This window comes from Paenibacillus sp. PL2-23 (assembly GCF_040834005.1).
GTDB lineage: Bacteria > Bacillota > Bacilli > Paenibacillales > Paenibacillaceae > Pristimantibacillus.
The window spans coordinates 4,622,894-4,648,125 of sequence record NZ_CP162129.1 but is presented as its reverse complement, the minus strand read 5'-3'; the positions used below and the strand labels follow the sequence as shown (position 1 = coordinate 4,648,125).

The window sequence follows — 25,232 nt, the reverse complement described above, 5'->3', positions numbered from 1 at the left end:
GAGCAAGTGGTGGAACGATGGCGCAAGCGAATACGAATGTCTTTTACAACGCGGATGATTGCGGCTTTTGTGTTTGTTATTCTGATCCCTGCCTTGTTCACCAGCTTCTCCTTCTACGTCGTCTCGAACGCTACGGTGAAGCAGAATGTGCGGGAGGCGTCGGTTCAGATCGCCAAGCAGGGCGCGGACTCTCTATCCTTTATATTCAACGCGGGCAGCGACGTATCGGACATGATCTATATCGACTCCCGCATTCAGCATGTGCTGGCCAATCAGCCCTCCGAGGGGGGCGATCCCGCTTTGTGGCGAGAGAACGAGGAGTATATGAAGAGCTTCCTGAACAATGTCGTCTACTCCAGCTCCTTCGTTAATATTGTGTATGTGTTGAAGGACAACGCGACAGGCTGGGGGAGCGGCACCTTCTCCCGAGTAAAGCTGGCCAGATACGACCTTGGCAATCAGCCCTGGGCCGAGAAGGCGAGAGAGCTGGAGGGTGGACTGGTCTGGAGCGGGATTGCGGCGGACAGGCTGAGCAGCGGCGGTGATAATACGGAGATGGTGCTGCCGATCGGCAGAGCGATCAAGGACTACAGCAGCGGGGAGACGGTAGGCTATATTCTGGTTAACTTGAATGGCCGCAAGCTGATCGACAAGATTAAGGAAATGAAGCTGGGGGAGACGGGCGCCTTCTTCGTTGTGAACAGCGAAGGGCGCCTGATGATATCGGCGGATGAGGCGAGCATCGGGGGCATGGTGTCGAACAAGGAGCTGCTCTCCCATATAGGGAACGATCCCCGCATAGAGTTCGAATTTCTGCTGGGGGATGTGCCTTATTACGGCGTGCAGCAGCCGCTTAGCAACGGCTGGCGGCTCGTTGGCACGGTGCCTGTTCACGAAATAACAGATAAGCTGAGCGCGCTGCATCGCAATATATTGATGTCGTTCGGCATCTTTACGCTGCTGGGCATCGCGGCAGGCCTTGTTATTGCCAGCCGGGTCACGAAGCCGGTCAAGCAGCTAACCCGGGGCATGAAGCTGGTGCAGAAGGGCGACCTGACGGTGCGGACGGATGTGAAGACGAACGATGAATTCGGGCTGATGAGCCATCAATTCAACAGGATGATCGGCGACATCAATCTGCTGATGGAGCAGGTGACGGAGGAGCAGAAGCTGAAGCAGGAGGCGGAGCTGCGGGCGGCCGTGCATCGCATTAACCCCCATTTTCTGTTCAACACGCTGGGCACCATCCGCTGGCTGATCAAATACGGCGAAGCCGAGAAGGCATACGACGGTATATCTGCTCTAACGAGACTGCTGGAGGCCAATATGGGCAGGAAGGGCAGCTTCGTGACACTTGCGGAGGAGCTGGACATTATCGCCAAATATTTGGTAATCCTCGAAATGAGGTACCATCTGCGATTCCATCTGCAGGTTAGGCTCGATGAGACGGCAGCATCTCTGCCGGTGCCGCGCATGCTGGTTCAGCCGCTTGTTGAAAATGCGATTTTTCATGGCATTGTGCCCAAGGGAACGGACGGCGAGATCGAGATTCATGCCGTCAGCGAAGGAGAAGCCGTCGTCATTACCGTTACGGATAACGGGATTGGACTTCTTCCCGAGAAGGAGGACCTCATGGCTTCCATGGAGAAGGCCGTTCGCGAGGGACATACGGGCATCGGGCTGCAGCATGTGCATGAGTGCGCCCGATTGTATTTTGACCATGGCTCTCGGGTAACGATGAAGTCGCGTGAGGAAGGCGGCACCGTGGCGAAGCTTGTGCTCATTCCTCAAAAAAAGCCGAGACAGGAGGGGCAGCGGCATGTGGACAGCGATGATCGTAGACGATGAACCGATCATTCGGTTCGGCATTCAAGCCTCTGTGGACTGGGCGAGGGAGGGCATAACCGTCGTCGCCAGCTGCGCGAATGGGGCGGAAGCGCTGCGGCTGCTGGAAGAGGAGCCGGTGGATATTCTGATTACGGATATTAAGATGCCGGTGCTGGACGGTCTGGCGCTGGCACAGCAGACGCTTGCCCGGCACCCTCGGACGAAGGTCGTGTTCATCAGCAGCTATAACGACTTCGAATATGTTCGGGAAGGGCTCAAGCTGGGCGTTGCGGATTATATTCTCAAGCATACGCTGGAGCCCGAGGAGCTGCTGCAGACCTTGCGGCGATGCAAGGAGCTGCTGGAGGAGGAGGCCTCCGCAAGCGGGCGGCGCTCGGGAGCTGATGAGCTGGCGCTGGCGCGCAGACGCTGCGAGGGGGAGCTGAAGCAGCATCTGCTGCACAAGAGCGGCGCTCTGCCGGAGGAGGCTTGCCCGGGATGGCTGGGCGGCGATTATCTTGGACTCGTCATTCAGCTCAGCAAGCTGTACGCCATCGAGGAGCGGGAAGGATACCTGCACAAGGCGGTGCTGCTGGAGGGACTGATGGAGCAGCTCTACCTGCATGAGCCGGAAGCGATAGCTCTGCAGACAGGGGAGAATGAGCTGTTCCTCCTCATGCCGAAGCCGCCGCAAGGCGCTGCTTGGGAATCGGACGCCAGCGGCAGCAGGCTACGCGCGCTTGCGGCGAGTCTGGAGGCGGAGGGCGCAATCGGCGTCTCGATCGGCTATGCGGCGGGACGCGGGGCCGGCGGGATCCGCGAGGTGTTCCTGCAAGGCCGGGACGCTGCGGACCGCGGCTTCTTCGAAGGCTGCGGCATGTATGCCTGGGAAGCGCCCGGCGGCGACAAGCGGGATGGCCTCAAGCTGCCGGAGCTGTACAGGGAGCAGACCGATGAAGGCGAACGGAAGCTGGCCGCCGCACTCGCCGAATGGCGCGAGGACTGGTCATCGGGCGGCTGTCCGCCACTGCGGCTCAAGGAGGAGGCGAGCCGGGTGTTGTCGGTTCTGTTCAAGCGGCAGCTAGACCCCTATACGTTGGTGGAGTCGTTCGACCGGCTGTTCAAGACGGGCACGCTGGGTGAGCTGTGCGACACGCTGCTGGCCATCGTGACAGAGCTGCGCAAGGCGGGATCAGGCGATGGACGCGGGTTCGACGCGCCGGGCACCGCCCATCCCGTCGACAAGGCGCTGGATTATATCCGCGCACATTACACGGAGCCGCTGACGCTTCAACAGGTGGCGGACTATGTGCATGTGAGCAAAAATTATTTTTCCATCCTGTTCAAGAAGGTTACGGGTGAAAATTTCATCGATTACGTTATCAAGCTGCGCGTGCAGCATGCGAAGCGGCTCCTGTCTCGCTCAGAGCTGAAGGTGTACGAGGTAGCGGAGCAGTCGGGCTTTGGCGATGTCAAATATTTCAGCAAGCTGTTCAAAAAAATGACGGGGCATTCGCCCGTCGACTACAGGGAGCTGAGGGGGGAGAAGCATGATGAGGCGTAATCCGCTCCGACTGCTCATAAGGCTTGTCTCTATGGCGGCTGTTGTCGCGGGGCTCGCCGGCTGCATGAGCGATTCTATCATCGACGATTCCAGCTCTGTGCCGCGGCTGGGGGAGGAGCGGGAGAAGCGTATCGTCGTCTGGCATACGTACAGTGACGAGGAGACTTTGGTGTTCGAGCGGGAGGTAATCCCCGCCTTCGAGTCGGAGCATCCCGGCATCGTCGTGGAATCCGTCAGGCAGACGCATAACCAGGAATATCATGCCGCGCTTCAGGCGCGCGCGTCGGCGGGCAAGACGCCCGATATTATTCGGATGGATTATACGTGGGTGCCGGTGTTCGCGCAGCGGGGGCTGCTGCAGCCCCTCGACGATTTCGCCGATTACGGGGAGGTAGCCTCACAGCTTGGGGGACGGATGCTGGAGACGAACCGATTCCATGGCCGCGTATATGGAGTGCCCTTGAATGTGACGACCAAAGCCGCGATCTATAACGCCGCCTTGCTGGAGGAGCTGGGCCTCGCGGAGCCGCCGGCGTCCTTCGCAGAGCTGGCGGGGCTTGCCGAGCAGCATAGCTATATCATTGGCATGTCCGGCATTGAGCTGTGGCATAGCCTTCCGTATTTTATGGCGCTGGGGGGAAGGCTTGCGGATGCCGGCTTCACCCGCGCGGCGGGTTATCTCGACAGCGCGGAGAGCGTCCAAGCAATGGAGGAGCTGCGCCGGCTGTTCCAGCAGGGCGTCATCAATCCCTGGATGCTGGAAGGCAGCGCCGATCTGTGGAAGGAGGTTTACACGTCGAACCGAATTCTGATGATTGACGATGGACCCTGGTATTACAGCATTCTGCTGAACAGCGTTAGCGTGGAGGCCGATCTTCTGCAGCGCACCGTGCCGACGCCGTTCCCGAGCGACGGCGATTACGGCTCCATAATCGGCGGGGAGAGCTTGGTTATGACAAGAGGTGCCCGCAACAAGCAGGAGGCGTGGACGTTCATGGGCTGGATGACGTCGGAGGCGACCCAGCTGAAGCTGATGGAGGCGGGGCTCATCCCCGCCAATACGAAGGCGTTCGAAGCGGGCCAAGCCGCCAATAGCGCATATCTGATGCCTTATATGGAAGGGATATCTGACGCGTTCTACCGGCCGTCGATTCCGGAATGGAACGCGATTGAGCTGCTGTATGCCGCGGCGATGGAGGACATCTTTATTGCTGGCCGCGACGTGCGGGAGACGCTGGCGGATACTGCGCGGCAGATAGACCTCATCCTGGCGGACTCGCGGTAGGAGCAGCATTCATATTTTGGAAGCGTCCTGAATACAATGATCCTGATTAGAGGCTTGTCTGACCAGGCGCAAGCTAGGCAGCTGGGGCCTAGATAACAGGGGAAGAGGGATGCCAATGAACACAGGACGGGAGATTGCGGCAATCTGGGGAATAGGAACAGCGGTTCCTCCATATCGAATGGATCAGGAGGATACGTCGCGCAGGCTGGTGGAGGCACTGGCCGGGGCGGGCCATACGGACTCCAGCCGCTGGGCGAAGCGAATCTTCAAGCAGTGCGGGGTGGACAGCCGATATACGTGCGAGCCGAATTTGCTGGAAGAGGCGGACGACTGCCGCTATTTCAAGGGACCGGAGCTGGGCGGCGGCCTGGTGCCGACGACTGGCGAACGGATGGCGGTGTACAAGCAGGCATGCGTCCCTCTTGCAGTTGAAGCCGCGCGCGCAGCGCTTGCAGACGGCGGCACGGAGGCCGAGAGCGTCACACATCTGATAACCGTAAGCTGCACGGGACAATTCCTGCCTGGCTTGGACGCTGTGCTTATTCGGGAGCTTGGCCTCCGTGAGACGGCTGCGAGGTACCCGCTCACCTTCCTCGGCTGCGCGGCGGGGCTAAAGGCGATCGCCTTGGCCAAGGGAATGGTGTCCGCCCAGCCGCAGGCGCGTGTGTTAATCGTCTGTGTGGAGCTGTGTACGCTTCACATCCAGCCCTCCGGCGGTCGCGAAGCGCTCTACGGCGCCTCCTTCTTCGGGGATGGCGCGTCCGCCTGCGTGGTGGGAGCGGCAGAGAGCCGTGGCAGGGACAATAGCTGCTTCCTGCTTGGCGAGGAGCGAACGGTTCTGCTGGAAGGCAGCGAAGGAGAGATGGTATGGGAGATCGGCGACCATGGCTTTGACCTGTATCTGTCGACCTCTATACCGCGGTTAATTGGCGAGCATGTTCCAGCTCAGGTGGAGCGTCTCTTGGAGGGTGCCGCGAAGCCGGATTTATGGGCGATTCATCCCGGCGGCAGAGGCATTGTCGATATTCTGCAGGAGCTGTTCGGTCTGACAGAGGAGCAGACCTCCGCCAGCCGTTCTATTCTGCGGAATTACGGCAACATGTCGTCTGCTACCATTCTGTTCGTGCTGGCGGAGATGAAGCGCGAGCTGGAGGCGAGCCGCGCGCCTGTGCGGGAAGGCGTTGCGCTTGCGTTCGGCCCCGGCGTTACGGCGGAGATGCTCCGGATCGCTTATGCCCCGCCTGCCCATGGCCATGCGAACTCGTCGTTCACGCTGGCGGAAGAAGCTCATGCCTAGAGCGCTGCAGGCGCGAGACTCTCGTCCCGAGCTGATGGACGACTTAACGAAGGGAGGCCCCAAGCTTCGGGAAGCGCTTGTCCATCTGCGCAGGCTGAACCGGCTGTTCGGCGCGGCGGCGCCTACGCTTTACGGGGTGCGACGGCTATGGCGCGAGGCTGGCTGCCCAAGGACCCTGTCTATCTTGGATGTGGGGTCCGGATCGGGAGATGTGAACAGGAGGCTGCTGCGGTGGGCGCTGGAGGAAGGCGTGCAGCTGCATGTAACCTTGGTGGACAAGACGGAGGAGGCGGCCAAGGAGGCAGCCCTCTATTACTGGAAGGAATCGCGAGTCCAGATTCGGCAGGCTGATCTGTTCGAATTGGAGGCGGACTCTGCGGATATCGTGACGGGAACACAATTTATTCATCATTTTGAAGGCGCAGAGCTGAAGAAGGCCGTCCAGCAGATGCTTCGCGTGTCCCGTCTCGGCGTCGCGCTTAACGACATTCACCGCCACTGGCTGCCGTGGTCGGCAGTATGGCTGGCTGCCCGGCTGGTGTCGCGTAATCCATACATACGGCATGACGGCCCGTTGTCCGTGGCCAAGGGATTCCGCGCAGAGGATTGGGAGAAGCTGCGGCAGCATCCGGGCCTCGAGGGTCTGGACTATTCATGGCGGCCGCTGTTCCGATACGCGGTTATGGTATCCAAAAGCGAACGGCCGAGCGATCATGGCGAGGCGGAGGAGGAGCTGCATTGAACAGAGTCTATGATGTCGTGGTGCTGGGCGCAGGCATTGCGGGCTGCGCGGCGGCCAAGCTGCTGGCGGAGCGGGGGAGAACGGTGATGCTGCTGGATCGGCATAAGTTCCCCCGTCATAAGGTATGCGGTGAGTTTCTGTCGCCCGAAGCGCAGGGTACGCTGGCTCGGCTTGGCCTGCTGAAGGATGTGCTTGGCTTGGGGCCAAGCCGGATGTCGCGGACAGCCATCCATCTGCGAAGCGGTGGTGTGCTCGACTTGCCGCTGCCTGGCACCGCGCTTGGTGTCAGCCGCTGGCTGCTGGACGAGAGGCTGCAGCTAGCGGCGAAGTCGGCGGGCGCGGACTTCCGGGACGGAGCGATCGTAACCTCGGTCACGAGACGGGGCGATTATTACGCGGTCCAGGTGCGAAGCGGGAAGGCTAGCGAGGAGCTGCTTGTCCGCGCGGTGATTGGAGCGTGGGGCGGCGCTGGCGTGTCGCTCGGCGATTGGCAGGAAGAGGCGGAGGAGGGAGCCGGCAGAAGCAAGCGAGAGCGGAAGGGCGCCTCCGCCTTGGGCGTCAAGATGCATTATCGCTTCGGAAGAGAGACGGAGGACAGCGGTGTAACGAGGGAGAAGGGAAATCGCGGCCGTTCCGAAGGCGTGGAGCTGTATTTTTTCCGGGGGGGATATATCGGGCTGAACGCGATTGAGGCCGGCAAAATAAACGTTGCCGCTCTGCTGGACCCTGACGATATTCCAGCGCTTCATAAGAATGTGCCGGCGATGCTGGAGGAGGCGATCGGCCGCAGCCCCAGGCTGGCCGACAGAATGTCCGGCTCCATGCCGATTATGGGGAGCTCGGCCGCCGTATCGCCGGTGCGCATCAGCTATCGGCCATTGCCATGGAAGGGGATGCCGCTCGTCGGAGACGCGATATGCCGTATCCCGCCGCTGTGCGGAGACGGAATGTCCATGGGGCTTCGATCGGCCGAGCTGTGCGTCTCGTACACCGAGCGGTACTTGCAGGGCGAGCTGACCCTAGCGCAGTGGGAGCGCGATTACAGCGCGGCCATTACGGCGGAGTTCAGCGGCCCGCTTCGCTCCGGCCGGATCGCCCAGACGCTGCTGGAGATGCCGCTGCTCTCCCATGTACTGCCGCTCCTGGCCCGGCTGGCGCCCGGCGCGGCGCGGGGGCTGATTCGGGCGACGCGCCTCTCAGGCCAACCCGTGCCCAAGCAGTAGGTTACCTATTTACTTAATAACGCCGAAGCTTCTTACTTTCACCTTGGTTTCGATTTCTATATCAGCACGAGCCAGTTCTTCGCCCCAATTGTCTTTTACTTCCTTCCATTGTGGATAAGAGTAGGCCCTGGCATATATTCCTAATCCAATCGGGTCAATTCGATGCTTCTGAATTTTTTGAACCACTCGCTCAATATCGTTTTTTATTTTTTGAGCGATTATTTTCTCTAATGCAGGAAGTTGGCTTTGGACGTTTAATAGAAACATTTTCTCAGTTAAGCTGATCGTCATATCAAGCTGAATCGTGAAGTGGAAGCGCCCAGAGTAGTATTCCGGTTTAATAGTATGCTTTATCTTCATGATATCAAAGCTGAGTTTATCTTTGCCCGCATTGCTTTCTGGAAGTTTCATTGGAATCGGTATTGATATAGGTGCCGGAAGCATCGCTTCGTCCTGCAGGAGCAATAAATATACGCTTTCATTTTCCGACAATTTCGTTTTATAAATTCCTGATTCATTCAACAATGCAATTCCGGCTATACCTATCATATCGTCTCTCACGATTTTCACTTCCGTTAACGAGGGAGTTTTTCCCTTCTCGAGCATCTGATAATAGAAAGACCTCAATGTTGTTTCGACCGTGCGATTTGTTTCTTGGTTTGTCTCTACAAGCTCTTTCAAATAAACAGAGATCCGCGGTCGATCGGGGCGGTTGACTATATCCTTCAAATTTTCAATGGAGGAGTCCAAAACGATGACTGCCGCATTAAGAGAATTTTTGGGATCACGATACAAGACGTCCATTAGGGGAAGTGGATTCTGCCGCATCACCACGTCCTTTTCCATCACTACTACTTGAATCTTCCCTCCGACAATCTTTCCGTTCGTGAACGTATTTAGCTTGATTTTGGAGTCGCGGATAGAGTCGCTTTTCACCATTAAGGCTTGAGTCTTGCTCTTGATCTCCTTATCGAATATGGGGTTTGTCTGCAGTACGGTTAACTTCTGTTCATCATTCATACCGAATGCTAATAATAAGGTTAAGGTTTCTTCCTCGATATCCAATTGATCCATGCAGCCAGAAGAGGTTATACAAAAAACAATCAAGATGGTAAACAGAATTGCGCGCATCATTCCACGTGACCTCTCCTCCATATAAGCCTCAACAGGAACAGCAATATTGGGAATCCGAACGAATAATAAATGCCGGCAGTATTCCACCAGCGGCTTAAATGGAATACTTGTTCATAAGTTGTATGAAAGAATAGACCGGCAAGCAGCATTACTGTAATAAACCATTTGAGCAATCGCTTATGATCCGTTATCGAGAACACGGAAGATAATCCTTGCAGGAAAAAGTAGAAGTACGGAAGTCCTGTCATGGATAGAATGAATAGATAGAGCGACAAAAAAATAATTTCAAAGCGTTCAATAAAAGGCAGTTCGATTGTTTTTAAAAGCTGCAGCGTAGGCCATAGATGGGATTCGATTTCGTCAGGGCTAAAGTACATAAAGCAAAGGAGTGCCACGAACAGAAATAAAAGCATCGACATCAAATTTGCAATAACTACAGCAGAAATTGCCTTCGTTTTATCCTCTAAGTTGGGGTAAAAGAAATAAATCAGTTCGAAACCCAGAAAGGATAGTGCTGTCGTCTGGACAGCATAAATGATTGGCGACCAACCTTCCTTGGCAATCGGCAGAAGATGTATCCACTGCAATTTATCGACGAGTGGAATGCTGATTAAGGGCATCCACGCACATAGGAAAAAGACGGCTTCGCCATATCTTGCGAGGTCTTGAATGGAATTCCGTATAATGATATATAAAGGAACGGTAAACAAGCAAAGTATGACATATGGAGGTGTATGGGGGAGGATCCAAGTATTTATGATGAAAACAGCCTGTAATATGACGGTCATGGCAGCCAGGCATGCGTAACCTGACCAGAGCAGCATAACGAATTTTCCAATCCAGCTGCCAAAGGTATTTATTAATAACTCTTGAAAGTTATTATAATTAGTAGAACGAACAGACAGTATGATTAAGATGCTAAGCAAGATGGACATCAATCCGCCTGCGATGATCGAGATCCATCCGTCTGTTCCGGCTGACTCATGCAATACGCTTGGCAAAGTGAGAATACCAATGCCAACTTGAGTTAAATGAATGAACACAATGAATTGGAAGCGTGTGATAGGTTTGTTCTGTATAGAGGTTTGCACTAGTTATCCTCCTTATGTCGAATGTTGCCTTGCCTTCTCTTCTGCATCGGTTTGTTGGATTGGGGTCTGAAATCCATTCGCCAGATGGGCAATCGGATTAGCAGATCCCTCCAGTCCCACAGGCGAAAGGGGGCAAGTGGGGTCATGTATGGTGTGCCAAGTGATTTCATGGATACCATATAGCCAATCAAGCTCATAATTCCAATGGAGATACCGATCATACCGAACATGGCAGCCATCAACATCATGGGAAACTGAATTAACCGTATGGCGGCGCCCATTTCCTTGCTCGGAATGATGAATGAAGCGATAGCGGTTAATGACACGACTATCACCATAATATTACTTACAATGCCGGCTTCAACCGCAGCTTGCCCAATGACAATACCACCTACAATCCCAACTGTCTGACCTATAGGAGCTGGAAGCCTAATACCTGCTTCTCGAATCATCTCCAGTGCCAACTCCATCATCAATGCCTCAAGTAATGGCGGGAAAGCCACCTTGTATCTGGATTCTCCAATCGTGATGATCATTTCCAATGGGATCAGCTCATAATGGAAGGATAGCGCCGAGATATAGAGGGCAGGCAGGAGAATGGAAATAAGAAATCCAATGAACCGGAGTAACCGTATAAAGGATGAGACATACCATCTCGAACTGTAATCATCCAGTGTCTGGAAGTAGGAAAAAAAAGTCATAGGACTTATCAATACATTTGGCGAGCAATCTACAACTGCCGCGATTCGGCCCTGCAGCAAATGCGAAGCCACGTTATCCGGACGCTCGGTTAATTGAAATTGGGGCAAAGGACTGTAGGGATGATCCTCAATGCATTCAGCGAGCTCACCTGTGTTAATAATAGAATCGATTTCGATCCTACGAATGCGTTCTAGAAACTCATGAATGAAGGATGGATGGCAAACGTCTGCAAGATACAGAACGGATATTTCTGTTTTGCCGCGAATTCCTACATTCACTTTTGACATCTGAAGCTGCTTGTTCGGTAAGTGCCTTCTGATTAATGCGATATTCTGAGTCGCTATTTCACTAAAGCCTTGGTGAGCCCCATTAATGGAGGTCTCCGACTGAGGCTCTTCAATCGCGCGTTGAGGCCAGCCTTGTGTCTCGAATAAATAGGCCATGCTGGAACGATCCACTATCAGTAGGGTAAATCCGCGATATAATCTATCCTCGATTTCATCCCACGATGAAGACAGCTTAATATTTGCTATCGAGACGCATTGTAGAATGTCTAAACTTCCCGTTTCAATTAAAGGTCGAATCACGTTGTTGTTTAGTGAGTTCTTATCGACCATTCCGTCATTATAGACCAAGACTGCCTCTTCTTGACGATCCTCTCCTAATCGAAGCGTGCGGAACATCAAATCCGGACTGTTAGGAATGTTTTGCTTCAGATAATCCAAATTCTCAGCCAGATTGTTGCTGAGTTGAGGCGATTCTTTAGGAGGATCCCCTTCCATAGCTTCAAATGGAACGATTTGCGATTGTAGTTTTCTTTGTTTACGCAAATATCTGAAGATTTCCAAATGAAACCACCTCATAAATTCGACAGTTTTCTACATCATCTTAATAATTTCCAAAATATGTGTAGGTTATTCAAGATATTGTATTTAGCCGAATTCACGTATAGGTGGGGTGTCGAAAGACACTTCAATTTCTGCGCAATTAAATATACGGTATGAGGGTATATTGACTAAATATAGGGGGGTGGGGTATACTGGGTTCATGAATACACGTGCCTGAATAGCGATAGCAGCTCAGTGGGCACGCCCAAAAGGAGAAATGAACGATGGCACAAGAGCGGCTTCAAGAGCAAGGGCAACGGAGTGAGCAAGTGACGTTTGATATAACGGGCATGACCTGTGCGGCATGCGCCAACCGGATTGAAAAAGGGTTAAATCGGCTGCCGGGCGTTACGCAGGCTAGCGTAAACTTTGCGATGGAGACGGCCAGCGTGAGCTATCGGTCGGCAGAAATCGATGTGGACGCTATGCAGAGCAAGGTGCAGCAGCTAGGCTACGAGGCAGCGCTCAAGCTGGAGGAGGGGCGCTCGGAGGCGTCCAAGCTGCAAGAGATCAGGCGCCACAAGCGGATGATTCTGCTGTCTGCCGTGCTGTCATTGCCGCTATTGTGGAGCATGGCAGGCCACTTCAGCTTCACATCATGGATTCCCATGCCGGCATGGCTGATGAATCCATGGCTTCAGCTTATCCTGGCAACGCCCGTTCAATTCATCGTGGGCGCGCCCTTCTATCGAGGCGCGTACAAAGCGCTTCGCAACGGCAGCGCGAACATGGATGTGCTGGTCTCGCTGGGCACCTCGGCCGCCTACTTCTACAGCCTGTATCTGACGCTGGAGTGGTCGCTGGATGGGGCGTCCGCGCATCACGGACCGTCGCTTTATTTTGAGACGAGCGCCGTGCTTATTACACTTGTCGTATTAGGCAAGCTGTTCGAAGCGTTGGCCAAGGGCCGCACATCCCAAGCGATCCAATCCTTGATGAGCCTGCAGGCTAAGACAGCTATTGTCGTGCGTGACGGCGAAGAGATAAGGATGCCGATTGAGGATGTGCTGCCCGGAGACGTGCTCCTCGTGAAGCCTGGCGAGAAGATTCCCGTGGACGGCGTGGTGCTTGATGGGCAATCCGCAGTGGATGAATCCATGCTGACGGGGGAAAGCCTGCCCGTTGGCAAAGGGACGGGAGACAGCGTAATCGGCGCCACCTTGAACAAAAACGGACTGCTGCGCATAAAAGCGACCAAGGTGGGCAAGGAAACGGCACTAGCGCAGATCATTAAGGTTGTGGAGGACGCCCAAGGCTCCAAGGCGCCTATTCAGCGTATAGCAGATGTGATTTCCGGCATATTCGTGCCCATCGTCGTGGTTGTAGCGATTGCGGCGTTTGCTGTATGGTATTTTTTCATTACGCCCGGACAATTCGGAGAGTCGCTGGAGAAGGCCATCGCGATACTCGTTATCGCATGCCCTTGCACACTGGGGCTTGCGACGCCAACCTCTATCATGGCGGGCTCCGGAAGAGCAGCGGAGCTTGGCGTGCTGTTCAAGGGCGGCGAGCATCTGGAGGGCACGCATCGTGTGGATACCGTCGTGCTGGATAAGACGGGAACCGTATCGAATGGCAAGCCGGTCCTTACGGATGTTGTGACTGCTTGGAACGAGCAGCAATTTCTGAAGCTGGTTGGAGGTGCGGAGAGGGGCTCCGAGCATCCCCTTGCGGAAGCGATTGTGGCAGGCGTAGCGGAGAGAGGAACTGCCATTGGAGAGGCAAGTGCCTTTGAATCGCTTCCGGGCTATGGCATTGGGGCAACGGTGGACGGGCGCAAGGTGCTGGCGGGTACTCGACGGCTAATGGAGCAAAACGGTGTTGCGGCCCAGTCTGCTTACGAGCATATGGCGGAGCTGGAGCTTGCGGGCAAGACGGCAATGCTGATCGCCATCGACGGCGAGTATGCTGGCATTGTAGCGGTAGCGGATACAATTAAGCCATCTTCGGCGCAAGCCGTTGCCCGTCTTCGAGCGATGGGCATAGATGTCGTAATGCTGACGGGAGACAATAAGCGTACGGCGAAAGCTATTGCAAGACAAGCCGGTATCGATCATGTGCTGGCTGAGGTGCTGCCGGAAGGCAAGGCGGAGGAAGTGAAGAAGCTGCAGGCGGAAGGGCGCAAGGTAGCGATGGTCGGAGACGGCATTAACGACGCCCCGGCGCTGGCTGTAGCTGACGTGGGTATGGCGATCGGTACAGGCACGGATGTTGCGATGGAGGCGGCGGATGTCACGCTTATGCGAGGCGATCTTCTCAGCATAGCGGACGCGATTATGCTCAGCCGCAAGACGATGGCGAACATCAAGCAGAACCTTTTCTGGGCACTTGGCTACAATACGCTGGGCATACCGATTGCGGCTATTGGCTTGCTGGCGCCTTGGGTTGCAGGCGCTGCGATGGCGCTGAGCTCTGTGTCTGTCGTGCTGAACGCGCTTCGTCTGCAGCGAATGAAGGTTTAAAGCAGGATAGGAGCAGGGGGCCTTTGAAGCTCTCTGCTTTTTTTGTGCACATCTACACTTGGCTTCTATTTCAACGTGAAACGTATGCTGATTCGCCAAAGGACGGCGCAGCCGTTTTACGCTTGTCTGGGTTCCTTCCGAAGACTTGACTAAATGGAGAAGGTAAACTATTATTAATTACAAATAGTAAGTAACATACTAAAGTAAATAATATAAAGCGCGAGGTGAGAGATGTGAGCGAGGCGAGTGAGATGACAGCCTATTCGTTGCACCCGGCAACAAGACTGGGAGAAGTAAGGCTGAAGGTAAGCGATTTGGATCGATCGCTTGATTTCTATCAGGATGTGATCGGACTTCGTGTGCGGAGCAGGCAAGATGGATTGGCGGAGTTGACCGCGGACGGGAGCGATGTGCTGCTTGTGCTCCAGGAAGTGCCCAACGCGTATATCGTTCCCGAACGTTCCGTGAGCGGCTTATACCACTTCGCGATTCTTCTCCCCACACGGAAGGCGCTTGGGCTGGCGCTGCGCAGGCTGCTGGACAAGGGTATACAGGTGGGACAGGCCGATCACGGAGTAAGTGAGGCGCTGTATCTGTCCGATCCGGATCTTAACGGCATCGAAATCTACAGAGATCGCCCCAGAAGCGAATGGGAGTACAATGAGCAAGGTTTTGTCAAAATGCGATCGGAGCCAATCGATTGGCACGGCTTACTGGCGGAGGCGGATGGCGAGACGTGGGCGGGGATGCCGGAGGGTACTATGATCGGGCATGTGCATTTGCATGTAGCGGATCTTGGCCAGGCGAAGCGGTTCTATTGCGACGCGCTGGGCTTCGACATCGAAGCTGATCTTAAGCGTCAGATGGGAGCGCTGTTTGTTGGAGCGGGCCGCTACCATCATCATCTCGGCATGAATATTTGGGCGGGAGCGGGCGCGCCGCCAGCGCCGGCCCATGGTACCGGCATTGTATATTTCACCGTGCTGCTGCCTAGCGAGGAGGAGCTCGACAAGACAGTGCGCAATTTGGAAGCGTATGGCTGCGAGGTGCGGCGCGAGGACTCCATCCGATGGGTGAAGGACCCCAGCGGCAGCGGCATTCAGGTGAAGCTGGCTGTCCAGAGGGATGCTCTGCGTTAAGCATTGCCGTGCGGGCGACAACTTGCCAGACAACTTGTCGCCCGCTTAAGAATAGCAGGAGCGGGGTATACCAATAATAAGTGAGTTCAACATGCAATAGACGGGAGGCAGCCATTATGGAAAATGCAAGTTCATTGCAAGAGTCAGCGACAAAGGAATTTTACGCGGCGGTAGAAGCAAGAAGGTCGATTTATAGCATCAGCAAGGAGCAGGTTGTATCCGATGAGCGGATTCAGGAGGTTGTATCCTTTGCTGTGAAGCATACGCCTTCGTCCTTCAACTCGCAAAGCGCCAGAGTGGTTGTGCTGCTAGGCGAGAAGCATTCTAAGCTGTGGAGTATTACAACGGAAACACTGAAAGCGATTGTGCCAGAGGATCAATTTGCTTCAACCGAGGATAAGATGAAATCCTTCTCCGCGGGTTATGGTACCGTGCTGTTTTTCGAGGATCAGGAGGTTGTGGCGGGTCTGCAGCAGCAGTTCCCCAGCTATGCGGACAACTTTCCTGTCTGGGCGAATCAGTCAAACGGCATGCTTCAATACGTCATCTGGACGTCCCTGGAGCTTGAGGGCTTCGGAGCTTCTCTGCAGCACTACAATCCGCTGATTGACGACAAGGTGAAGGCGGAGTGGGATATTCCGTCCAGCTGGAAGCTGCTCGCGCAGATGCCGTTCGGCAAGCCGACCGCGCCTCCAGGCGACAAAACCTTCAAGCCGCTGGACGAGCGCATGAAGGTATACAAATAACGAGCACATAAGGAAAGCCCTCTACTGGAGCATTGCCACCCGCGCAACTCCGACTGAGGGCTTTTCATCTTTCCGTCCTTCAATTCCTTCAATTCCTTCAATTCCTTCATTCATTCTTGAGCGGGAGGGCGATTCGCAGCTCGGCTCCTCCGAGCGGACTTGTCGGCAGCAGCTCGACAGAGCCTCCCAGATGTCGAATCTTCTCATTCATTGCGTGCAAGAAGGTGCTGTCGCCGTCAGGCATCGTCGTGTGGGAGGTGCCGTCATGCTTCAGCGAGAATCGAAGCATATTGCCTTCCATTCGCAGAGAGAAGTCGAACCGCCTGCTGGCGCCGCGCTTCATGCCATTCGCCAAGCCTGCCTGCAAGGCGTGGTGGATTGATTTTTTGGTAAAAGCGTCCAAGACGGGGATATCTCCGTGAATCAACCGGTTTATCGTGACGCCGGTCATTCGCTCCATCTCGTCCATAAGCTCGTGCAAGGCATCTGCCCAGTCTTTCTTGGGCGAGTGCTCTTTCATCATACGGACGGCGATTCGCACATCCTCCAGTCCTCTCCGAACGGATTCCAGCGCGGCATCCAGCTTGCTTCTGGCTGAATCGGGGTCGATATGAGTCAGCCGCTTGGCGGCTTCGAGCTGAACAGCCGCACCTGCGAGCTGATGGCCGAGCATATCGTGAATATCATGCGCGATGCGGTTACGCTCCTCCCAGATGGCAACCTCGTCGAGAGCCTCATAGGTCTCCAGCATCGCCTCCTGAAGCCGAAGACTCGTCCCCTCCAGCTCCGCTGTTCGCTGCCGCAGCTTCTCTTCCAGCTCCTGATTCAGCCGCGTCAGCTCCATGCGGGACGGCTGCTCGCGCTTTGTGGTCCTTTTGCTCTTCCTGTAACCATATCTCATGATGCAAGCCATCCACCTTTTCCCCTGTTCAGGCACCTCGCGTCTTCCTCTCGTCACCTAATCTTATGTCCCTTCGATCGCCCTACTCCATTAAATCCTTCAAGTGTAAAATGGCCTTTGTCCGATCATTGACCCCAATCTTGTGATAAATGATGCTCACATAATTTTTGACCGTGCCCTCGCTCATAAATAATGTTTGCGCAATCTCCTTGTTCGTCTCGCCTTCAATCAGCAGCTGGATAATCTGCTTCTCCCGATCAGTGAAGGTGTGCCCCTCCTTAAATTTGACGCTTGTACTGCGTTTGGCCGGCGGGGACGACAACGCCGTAATGCGGGCGGCAAGCTTGCCCGCGATAACGCCGGACATCATAAGCTGGCCGTTCATAGCGTCGCGGATGGACTGCACGATCCGGTCGGCTGGCATATCCTTCAGCAGAAAGCCGGCCGCTCCGTTCACAAGACTGTCCACGATATATTGATCCTCGGCGAAGGTGGTCAGCACCACAATAAGCGTCTCGGGCAGCTCCGTTACGATGAGCCGAGTCGCTTCAATGCCGTCCATAATCGGCATGCGCACGTCCATGAGCACCAGATCGGGACGAAGCTCCCGCACAAGCTGCAAGGCCGCCTCGCCGTTGTCGGCCAGCCCGACGACCTCCATGTCGTCTTCCAGATTAATAATGGTCTGCAGTCCGTCTCTCATGAGCGTTTGGTCATCGGCGATAACAAGTCGTATTTTGGACAACGTCAACCCTCTTCCTTCTGCGGTAATGGGATGCATTCATTATAAAGCATGGGAGAGCGTCGGGATATGGGGGAGAGGCGCTGTGACGAATATTGTGACCGCAGTCATAGGGACTGATCATGACCTTGGTGACTATCTGGTCGGCTGGGTTTGCAGGTAACATTTGGAATAGATTGTCGTGCTGAATGAATGGTATCGGCAAAAAAAATCAAAAGCAGGGTGATAAGAGTGATTGCGAAAGGAATGATCAGACGAAGGCGATCCGGCAAGCGTTTCCTTGCTTCCGTGCTTGCGACAGTGCTGCTGCTTGCTGCTCCGCTGCAAGCTTGGGCAGAGACGACGGAGGCACAGCAGCTTCAGGAGCTGGAGGAGTCATTGGAGACTCTCGCTGAGAAGCTGGAGGGGGAATTTACGACTGCAGAGGAGGGGATTAACGGGAAAGAGGAAGCTGTGGCGGACACGGCTGGGGATGTCAGCGTCATGGACGCGCCCATACTGAATCCGCTGAAGCCGTATTGGAACAGCAAGACAGTTACCATTGAAGGCATGTCATATCCAGGCGCTGAAATTACGGTATGGCTGACTCGATATTCCGACAGCTATCAGGCTGGCACAACGAAGGTCGACGAGCAGGGACGGTTCAGTATACCTATTACGGTTTCCTTCGAGGGGCCGTATTCGTTCCGGGCCATAGCGCGTTATAGCGACGGAACGTTAAGTCAGCATTCTTTGCCGGTAGAAACGATTATCGATGTGAAGGCGCCAGACGGACCAAGTGAGAAATCGTGGTTCTCCCCTTCAACCTCCCAAATCGAGCTGAGCTGGCATGCGCCGTATGGCTCGAATCAGCCAACCGCGTATCAGGTTTATCGGGATGGCGAGCTCTTAGGCGAGACGGCATTGCTGTATCACTTGGATGAGGGGTTAAGCCCCGGCACGATATACGAATACCAGGTATTCGGAATCGACGCTGCGGGCAACCGGTCGAAGCCGCTTGCCATCACGGCGTCGACGACTCGCAATGACATCTATCGTGTAAGTGAAGTCGAGATGGATGTCATTCGCGAGACGGCGATTAGTCCAGATGGGAAAACAACGGCGTATGTGGAGGAGAAGTGGCCGCAATACGTGCTTCATATCATGAACGAAGAAGATGGCGCGAAGCATCAGGTACAGCTGGAGGAAGGAGGCTCGTTCGACCATATTCAGCTCAGCCAGGACGGACGTTATACCCTATTCAGCGCAGAGATATCGGAGGACGATCATTATACGGAGCAGATCTTCCGTTATGATCGGACGACGCAGGAGCTGGAGAAGCTGACGGAGGGAGCGCTGAGCTCTTATCTCATTGGCGCGAGGGACGACGGGCAGCTGATCGTTTATTTGGAGCAGCCGGCCTATTATGAGGATCCCTACAAGCTTTTTCGTCATGACCTTGCAACGGGCCAGCGCGAAGAGCTGCCTCTGCCCCAGCCATGGGCCGATTACACCTCCTATATGACGTTATCGGCCGATGGAATGCATATGGTCTATGCGCTTGAGGGATGGGGGCTGGGCGCATCGGAGGAAGAGGAGCCAGAACCGGAACCGGAACCGGAACCAGAACCTGAGCCGGTAACGGGCTTGTTCGCCTATGATCTGAGTGCCTTAACAACGAAGGCCGTCTCTCCCTCAGCGCCGGATTCCAAGGTGAGTATGTCCAGAGACGGTCAGAGAATCGCATTCTCAAATGGAGGCAGCATTTATCTATACGATGCTGGAACGAGTGAGCGAACCGAGCTGATACGACCGGATGCTGAATATAGCTACAGTATGCCGGCCATCAGCCAGGACGGATCGGACGTTGTATTCCGGTTCGAGGATCTGACGCCGCCAAGCGGCTGGCATGTAAGCGGCAACGGCTTGAGTTGGATGGACATAGCGACGGGGTCTATCGCGGACAGCTTTATTCACCCAGGGGAGGAAATGGCGAGCTGGCATATCGATTCCCGCGCAAGCAAGCTGATCTACCACTCGACGGATGTAACGCGGCTTGATTCGTATGGCTGGTTTCCTACTGCGGCGTACATCTATTGTCAAGGCGGTGTGTGCTCCGACGCGCCGCCTGAGGAAGATGCCGTGATCGACTCCTTTACATGGAAGGCGGCTATGACAGGAAGCGAGGCGGAGCTAGGCTCAGATATCGCTCTGCGGCTGGAAGGCGCACCGGGCATGCGGGCGGAGGTCCAAGTCCAATATATGGCTTGGAAGGAAGACGGCTCGGGCTCGGAGGAGAAAACAGCCGGCGTTGCGCTGGTTGAGACGTCGGCTGGCGTGTACCAGGGAGCATTCGCGCTGATCGAAGGCATTCAGCAGGTGAAGGGGATGAAGGCTGCCGCAGAGAAGGGCGGCAAGGTGGCTGAAGCCGAGGCTGCAAGGCTGCCGTTATCGGTCAGCGGAGGGCTGATGATTACGTTGGTTGCGGACAATCCGAATACACTTGAAGGCGCAACGTTAATAGGATGGAGCGAAACTCGCAAATCGGGCAACCGCTCTATGGCAGTGACGGGCCCATCGCTGCAGCTGCCCTTGCAAGCCAGCGGTGACTACCGGCTGAGGCTGCTAGCGGCTGACGGCGTCAAGCTGGCTCAAAGCGGGGTGGCTCCAATCGTTATTCAGTCAGGCAGATCCACGGCTTATACGATGAGCGTCCAAATTCCGGCCGCTATTGAGGTAGTTGTGGAGAATGCCGATGGCGCGCCAATGCCCTTCACGTCTCTTGAGCTTCAGGATCCAGGGTCCAAGAAAACGTTGACGGGGATGGCTACGGATTCAGAAGGGCGCGCCTCTATTACGTTTGGATATGTTGGGGACTCTGTCGATATTGTGGCGAACGTCAGGTCGCCGTACAAGGTGCCTAAGAAGCAGACGCTTACGCTTGAGAAGCGCACCCAGGTCCGTATTACGGTGGACAACGAGGAAGGCATGGTGCAAGGCGTGGTGATGGATGAAGCAGGCCATCCGGCAGCCGGCGCAACTGTCATCGTGACGCAGCCTCACTTTACAAGAAAGGCTGTCACTGACGCTGACGGGAGGTATTCGCTCAAGGCTCCAATCGGCGATTCGACGATTGAAGCGTATCGGACGGAAGCTCCGTTCTTGAGGAGCAGAGGGTATGAGCGGCTGCAGATATCCTCCTCGGCTGCGGCAGTGAAGAATTTAACCTTGTACAGCAAAGCTAACGGTCATATAGATGTGCTGCTATTCAGCAAGCTGATCGACACCGACTGGGAGGCCGTTCAGGTTAACCGAGCGGCGCTGCAAATCTACTCTTTGAAGGTGACGGGTGAACATAATCGCTACATCAGCTATACGGTAACGACGAACAGACTGTTGATTGAAGCCAGCCCTGGAGAAACAGTGCAGGTCTGCATGTCCAAGCTGAGCGGCAGCCGAGAAAGCAGCTGCGCTTCGGTACAGCTGGACGAACGCCGCGAAGGAGCGGTCGAGCTGCGGATTAAGGAGACCTCCGCGCTCAAGGGCAAGGTTGTGTTCGACAGCAGCCGATTCTATAATGTCAGCGTTCGCGTGCAGCAGCTTGACGACTCTGGCAAACGGATCGGCAGCGGCACCTACAACGAGGTGTCCGGCGAGTTTAAGCTGTCTGTTCCGAAGGCTGGACGGTATGCGGTCGAATTCGCGGGCAGGGCTCGAACAAGCGGTGTTAAGCCGACCACCGTGTACAAGGAGGTTGAGGTCGGGGAGGAGCAGTTCGTTGAGCTTGGCGATGTAGAAGTGAAGGAAGGCGGCTTGTTCACGGGTTCAGGCAACTTCTTGACCGCGGGAGCCGGAGAAGTGGTCCCGGGCGGCACCTTCACATTAAGAGGCGGCTATAAGAACAGCACCGGCAAGAGCGTGTCCAATACGGAATTGCGGTTAATGGTTCCGTCCGGCACAACGCTGGTTGAAGGCAGCGTCATTCTGAACGGCTTGCCGGTCGATGCCGAGAAGCGCAGCGAGGCTGTCTATGCCATTAAGGCAGGTGTCGTTGCGAATGGCCAGACGGGAAGCTTCAGCTACCGGCTGCGGACAGATTCAGCTGTTGGGGAGTACCTGAGAGCGGAAGCGCAAATAGCATTTGCATGGGAACATGAGGAGCCGCTCAAAGTGGAAACGCTCGGCACCGCGCTGCTGCGTGTCGCCAAGGTAACGATCTCCGCGCCGGAACGGATATCCCGGCTGACCTTCGAAGTGACCGGCCGCGCTCCGGCAGGCAGCAGTGTCCTTATCTACGATCAGGAGCAGCTGGTCGGGGAAGCCATGTCCTCCCCCGGCGGTTATTACGCGACAGCGATTACGATTCCGTCCATTAAGCTGAATCCTTATCACGCGTTGAAGGCAATTGCTGTTCATAATGGCGAGGAGATGCATTCCAAGGAGCTCCTGATCAAGCACGATCCTGAGCTTGCCCAGCCTGTGGAGCTGGTTGTCTCGCAAGGCGGCAAAAAATCAAGACCTGTCGACATAACGAAAGGGGAGCTCAGGCTTAACCTGCCAATCAACATTGGTCTCCCGATTATGTTTGAATTGAAATTCAACGAGCCGGAACAAGTAGAGAATGTCATCATCTATAGTGGCAAAAAAGGATATCCCGCTACCTATGACGCCAAGACGGAGACGTTCCTGGCTATGCAGCCGCCAAGTATCAATGCTGCAGCCGAGCCAATCTCGGTAACGTATGACCCCAAGCCTGATTCATTCCAGCCTTCAGGCATGACGAATGAGGAGATTGCGGCGGAGCAGCTTAAAGCGCTGCCTAAGACACTGCAGGAGTGGAAGGTGGATATTGTTCCGCCGGCCTCTTCGGCAGCGAGCGCGGCTGCCCGGGAGGTTGGACCGACTATAATTATGACGTCCAAATCCAATCCGGACGCGCGAAGCACGGTGAATATGAGCGCAGAGGAAGTGCCTCATTTTGTGCCGGAGCCGCTTGAGAAGGGTCAGCCGCCTGTCTATAACATGAGCTACAGCGCGAACCCTACAGCGGATGGCGGCATGAGTTTACACCTGGAATTCATCGTGGCTAATGATCAAGCGCAGCTAATGGGACTTGGGCACTTGACGAAGGCGGGAACTAAATTTACGAAGATCAACTTGGATATTGAGAAAAACAAGGAAGGTCTCTCGGATTTATACGACGTCATTGATAGCGCGATGGAATATTTGGATACGGCCGACGAAATCGACAAGCTGCTTCATAAGGTCGAAGTTGCGGATTGTATGCCGATGGACCGCGTTAAGTACCATGCTCGAGAAGCGGAAGAGATGATGGACCACTTAGGGACCAATCTCGTGTTAACCTATTCGCTTACCGTTGTTGGCATTGGCATGGCTTATTCAGGAGTGGGCACCATCGCAGGCCTCGGAGTTGCGGCATTAAGCTTCGTGCTGGAGAAAGCTCTGGAATATCAGTGGGAGCAGATGTTTGACGAATGGAAAAATAATCTGGAGTCGGATATTAAGGCGGCGCTAGCCTCTCCGGATTGCAAGGCGGACGATGAGGAGAAGAAGCCCGAGAAGCCGGATCCCAAGGATGATTCCATTGTGCCGGGCGAGCTTATTGGCCTTCCTAGCTGGGTATTCGATCCCAGCGGCTATGTATTTGAGGCCGTGCCTTCGAATCGGCTGGACGGTGTGACGGCTACCGTCACGGAGAGGAATGTCGAGACCGGCAAATACGAATATTGGGATGCTGAATGGTACGGACAGATTAATCCACAGGTAACAGGGAATGACGGCCGCTACGGCTGGGATGTGCCGGTGGGAACATGGCAGGTGCAATACAGGAAGGAAGGCTACGAGCCTGCGCAAAGCGCGGAGCTGGTCGTGCTGCCGCCTCACTTCGACGTCAATATTCCGATGGTATCCCTGGCGGCGCCACACGTCCAAGGCGTATATCCATCGGAGGGAGGCTTCCTGATTGATTTCAGCAAATATATGATTCCGGAAACCGTGACCACAGACAAAATAATGCTGATGAAGGACGGTGCGGAGCTGTCGTTCACCGTAGAGCCCGCTGACGCTGAAACGGATTTGGACGGACGCAGCTTCGCCAGCATTTATGTGCTGAAGATTACGGACCCGCTGGCGGATGGGGACAAAATCGCGATTCATATCGACGCGGATGTGTTCAGCTATGCGGAGGTGCCGATGTCCTCTGCCTTCTCAGGGGAAGCGACATTCATGAGCGGTCCGTCCAAGCCGGCGGAGGCAGCCAGCCATGTGCGCATTGTCGAAGGCTACGACGGGCTAGGCCTGACCTGGCAGGAGGAAGACGTGCCGTTGTTCAAGAGCATTAAGGCTTATTGGAGGGCGGCCGGCGAGCCTGGGTGGTCCGAGACCATCGTAGAGAAGGGAAGCGGCACTCTCTGGATTGAAGGGCTGGAAGCGGATAAGGCGTACGAAATCCGCCTCGTGACTGTCGACGCGAACGGGGGCGAATCGGATGGCGTAACGGCTTCCGGACAGCCCATTGACAATCGTCCGCCAGTGGATGACACGCCGCCGGGGGAAGCCGCTGCGTTCACCGGGGAAACGACAGAGGGTGGAATAAGGCTGACCTGGAGGGATCCATCAGACGGCGACTACTATCGGGCTGTGCTGGAGCTTCGGACTGTCGGCGAGGAGTGGGGCGCGCCCCGGTATATTGCCAAGGGAGTTCAGGCTTACGACTATACGGGACTGTCGGACGGCAGTTATGAGGCGCGGATCAGAATGGAGGACCTGCGAGGTAATCGATCAGCAGGTGTCACAGCAACCATCGAGATGAAGACGGAGTTGCCTGTCTCCAATAGTCCTCAGCCCAATCTCATTTCGATTGTAAACAATCGCGCCGGCAGCGCAGATACGATTACCGTTGCAGGCCTTGCCGCCGGGGATATGATTACGGTATACCGTTCGGCGAACGGTGAAGAGAAGCTGGGAACAGCAACGGTTGCTTCCGGCCAGACCTCGGCAATTGTCCTTGTGGATCAGATTGGCGCCGCTGAAGGGCAGCTGTATGTGACCATCACGAGCATGGGTCGATTAGAAAGCGCAAGAGTAGCCAAGTCGTACAGTGCAGAAGCGCCGGCTCCTATTCCGAGTGACAGGATTGCGCCAAATACCAAGTTTCGTCTTCTGCCGCTGATAGGCATTAATGCCAAGGGCTGGCCTTATCTCAAGGGCTTCTCCCTCTCGCTCAAAGCGACAGACAACAAAGGCGGAAGCGGTGTGAAGACGACATTCTACCGTATTAACGGGGGGGCTTGGCAGACCTATACGGGACCTGTCACCCTGACCGTGGGCGTAACGAAGGTTGTGGAATACTACAGCGTCGACAAAGCGGGGAACGCGGAGTCTCCCGTTAATAAGATGGATTTCGCCAAAGGTATATTTGTTGGATTGGAAATGTATTAATAGATGGATTGAAGCGCGGCCGGTATACCGGCCGCGTCTTTGCGTTGATG

Annotated in this window: 15 protein-coding genes; 10 read left to right on the top strand and 5 right to left on the bottom strand. The window is 55.2% G+C overall.

The window, feature by feature from the left end:
* The first annotated feature begins 6 nt into the window (after nucleotides 1-6).
* The 6 genes from AB1S56_RS20645 to AB1S56_RS20620 all read left to right on the top strand — a co-directional run bounded on the left by AB1S56_RS20645 (nucleotide 7) and on the right by AB1S56_RS20620 (nucleotide 7,938).
* Nucleotides 7-1,848: a sensor histidine kinase gene (locus AB1S56_RS20645; protein WP_340869829.1), complete on the top strand. Its 1,842-nt coding sequence runs from the start codon at nucleotides 7-9 to the stop codon at nucleotides 1,846-1,848.
* On the top strand, nucleotides 1,820-3,391 hold the full coding sequence (locus tag AB1S56_RS20640) for a response regulator (RefSeq protein WP_340869831.1): 1,572 nt from the start codon (nucleotides 1,820-1,822) through the stop codon (nucleotides 3,389-3,391). The genes AB1S56_RS20645 and AB1S56_RS20640 overlap by 29 nt, the downstream gene beginning before the upstream one ends.
* Nucleotides 3,378-4,676 carry an extracellular solute-binding protein gene (locus tag AB1S56_RS20635; protein WP_340869832.1) on the top strand — a complete coding sequence of 433 codons (1,299 nt, stop codon included), beginning with the start codon at nucleotides 3,378-3,380 and terminating at the stop codon, nucleotides 4,674-4,676. The genes AB1S56_RS20640 and AB1S56_RS20635 overlap by 14 nt, the downstream gene beginning before the upstream one ends.
* Before the next feature lie 115 nt (nucleotides 4,677-4,791).
* The gene (locus AB1S56_RS20630; RefSeq protein WP_340869833.1) at nucleotides 4,792-5,973 is read left to right on the top strand and encodes a type III polyketide synthase; all 1,182 of its coding nucleotides are present in this window, start codon (nucleotides 4,792-4,794) and stop codon (nucleotides 5,971-5,973) included.
* Entirely contained in the window at nucleotides 5,966-6,715 is a 750-nt protein-coding gene (locus tag AB1S56_RS20625; RefSeq protein ID WP_340869834.1) for a methyltransferase domain-containing protein, read from the top strand. The genes AB1S56_RS20630 and AB1S56_RS20625 overlap by 8 nt, the downstream gene beginning before the upstream one ends.
* Nucleotides 6,712-7,938: an FAD-dependent oxidoreductase gene (locus AB1S56_RS20620; protein WP_340869835.1), complete on the top strand. Its 1,227-nt coding sequence runs from the start codon at nucleotides 6,712-6,714 to the stop codon at nucleotides 7,936-7,938. The genes AB1S56_RS20625 and AB1S56_RS20620 overlap by 4 nt, the downstream gene beginning before the upstream one ends.
* 9 nt (nucleotides 7,939-7,947) lie before the next feature.
* Here the strand turns inward: AB1S56_RS20620 and AB1S56_RS20615 are convergent, their stop codons facing one another.
* Genes AB1S56_RS20615 through AB1S56_RS20605 form a run of 3 tightly spaced genes read right to left on the bottom strand, consistent with a single transcriptional unit; the run spans nucleotide 7,948 to nucleotide 11,713 of the window.
* Nucleotides 7,948-9,072: a Ger(x)C family spore germination protein gene (locus tag AB1S56_RS20615; protein ID WP_340869837.1), complete on the bottom strand. Its 1,125-nt coding sequence runs from the start codon at nucleotides 9,070-9,072 to the stop codon at nucleotides 7,948-7,950.
* Nucleotides 9,069-10,163 (bottom strand): endospore germination permease, encoded by a 1,095-nt coding sequence (locus tag AB1S56_RS20610; RefSeq protein ID WP_340869839.1) that lies wholly within the window; start codon nucleotides 10,161-10,163, stop codon nucleotides 9,069-9,071. Before AB1S56_RS20610 ends, AB1S56_RS20615 begins: the two co-directional genes overlap by 4 nt.
* Entirely contained in the window at nucleotides 10,163-11,713 is a 1,551-nt protein-coding gene (locus tag AB1S56_RS20605; RefSeq protein ID WP_340869841.1) for a spore germination protein, read from the bottom strand. The genes AB1S56_RS20610 and AB1S56_RS20605 overlap by 1 nt, the downstream gene beginning before the upstream one ends.
* Nucleotides 11,714-11,976: 263 nt before the next feature.
* On the opposite strand from AB1S56_RS20605, the gene AB1S56_RS20600 reads away from it, so the two are divergent.
* The 3 genes from AB1S56_RS20600 (at nucleotide 11,977) to AB1S56_RS20590 (ending at nucleotide 16,099) form a co-directional block, all read left to right on the top strand.
* Nucleotides 11,977-14,214, top strand: a complete 2,238-nt coding sequence (locus tag AB1S56_RS20600) for a heavy metal translocating P-type ATPase (protein WP_340869843.1) — start codon at nucleotides 11,977-11,979, stop codon at nucleotides 14,212-14,214.
* Between the two features lie 251 nt (nucleotides 14,215-14,465).
* Nucleotides 14,466-15,353, top strand: a complete 888-nt coding sequence (locus AB1S56_RS20595) for a VOC family protein (RefSeq protein ID WP_340869950.1) — start codon at nucleotides 14,466-14,468, stop codon at nucleotides 15,351-15,353.
* Between the two features lie 116 nt (nucleotides 15,354-15,469).
* The gene (locus AB1S56_RS20590) at nucleotides 15,470-16,099 is read left to right on the top strand and encodes a nitroreductase family protein (RefSeq protein ID WP_340869844.1); all 630 of its coding nucleotides are present in this window, start codon (nucleotides 15,470-15,472) and stop codon (nucleotides 16,097-16,099) included.
* A 106-nt stretch (nucleotides 16,100-16,205) separates the two neighbouring features.
* Here AB1S56_RS20590 and AB1S56_RS20585 read toward each other — a convergent pair whose 3' ends face one another.
* Together AB1S56_RS20585 and AB1S56_RS20580 are read right to left on the bottom strand one after the other, a co-directional pair.
* A complete protein-coding gene (locus AB1S56_RS20585; protein ID WP_340869846.1) occupies nucleotides 16,206-17,000 on the bottom strand; it encodes a histidine kinase in 795 nt (264 codons plus the stop codon).
* 82 nt (nucleotides 17,001-17,082) lie between these two features.
* A complete protein-coding gene (locus AB1S56_RS20580) occupies nucleotides 17,083-17,745 on the bottom strand; it encodes a response regulator transcription factor (RefSeq protein ID WP_340869848.1) in 663 nt (220 codons plus the stop codon).
* Between the two features lie 228 nt (nucleotides 17,746-17,973).
* On the opposite strand from AB1S56_RS20580, the gene AB1S56_RS20575 reads away from it, so the two are divergent.
* The gene (locus tag AB1S56_RS20575) at nucleotides 17,974-25,182 is read left to right on the top strand and encodes a carboxypeptidase regulatory-like domain-containing protein (protein WP_340869849.1); all 7,209 of its coding nucleotides are present in this window, start codon (nucleotides 17,974-17,976) and stop codon (nucleotides 25,180-25,182) included.
* Nucleotides 25,183-25,232: the final 50 nt, after the last annotated feature.

What these genes read in the sequence shown, in the direction of transcription:
- AB1S56_RS20640 (WP_340869831.1), top strand. Translation starts at nt 1,820, where the DNA reads ATGTGGACAGCGATGATCGTAGACGATGAACCGATCATTCGGTTCGGC.
- AB1S56_RS20635 (WP_340869832.1), top strand. Translation starts at nt 3,378, where the DNA reads ATGATGAGGCGTAATCCGCTCCGACTGCTCATAAGGCTTGTCTCTATG.
- AB1S56_RS20630 (WP_340869833.1), top strand. Translation starts at nt 4,792, where the DNA reads ATGAACACAGGACGGGAGATTGCGGCAATCTGGGGAATAGGAACAGCG.
- AB1S56_RS20625 (WP_340869834.1), top strand. Translation starts at nt 5,966, where the DNA reads ATGCCTAGAGCGCTGCAGGCGCGAGACTCTCGTCCCGAGCTGATGGAC.
- AB1S56_RS20615 (WP_340869837.1), bottom strand. Translation starts at nt 9,072, where the DNA reads ATGATGCGCGCAATTCTGTTTACCATCTTGATTGTTTTTTGTATAACC.
- AB1S56_RS20600 (WP_340869843.1), top strand. Translation starts at nt 11,977, where the DNA reads ATGGCACAAGAGCGGCTTCAAGAGCAAGGGCAACGGAGTGAGCAAGTG.
- AB1S56_RS20595 (WP_340869950.1), top strand. Translation starts at nt 14,466, where the DNA reads ATGACAGCCTATTCGTTGCACCCGGCAACAAGACTGGGAGAAGTAAGG.
- AB1S56_RS20590 (WP_340869844.1), top strand. Translation starts at nt 15,470, where the DNA reads ATGGAAAATGCAAGTTCATTGCAAGAGTCAGCGACAAAGGAATTTTAC.
- AB1S56_RS20585 (WP_340869846.1), bottom strand. Translation starts at nt 17,000, where the DNA reads ATGAGATATGGTTACAGGAAGAGCAAAAGGACCACAAAGCGCGAGCAG.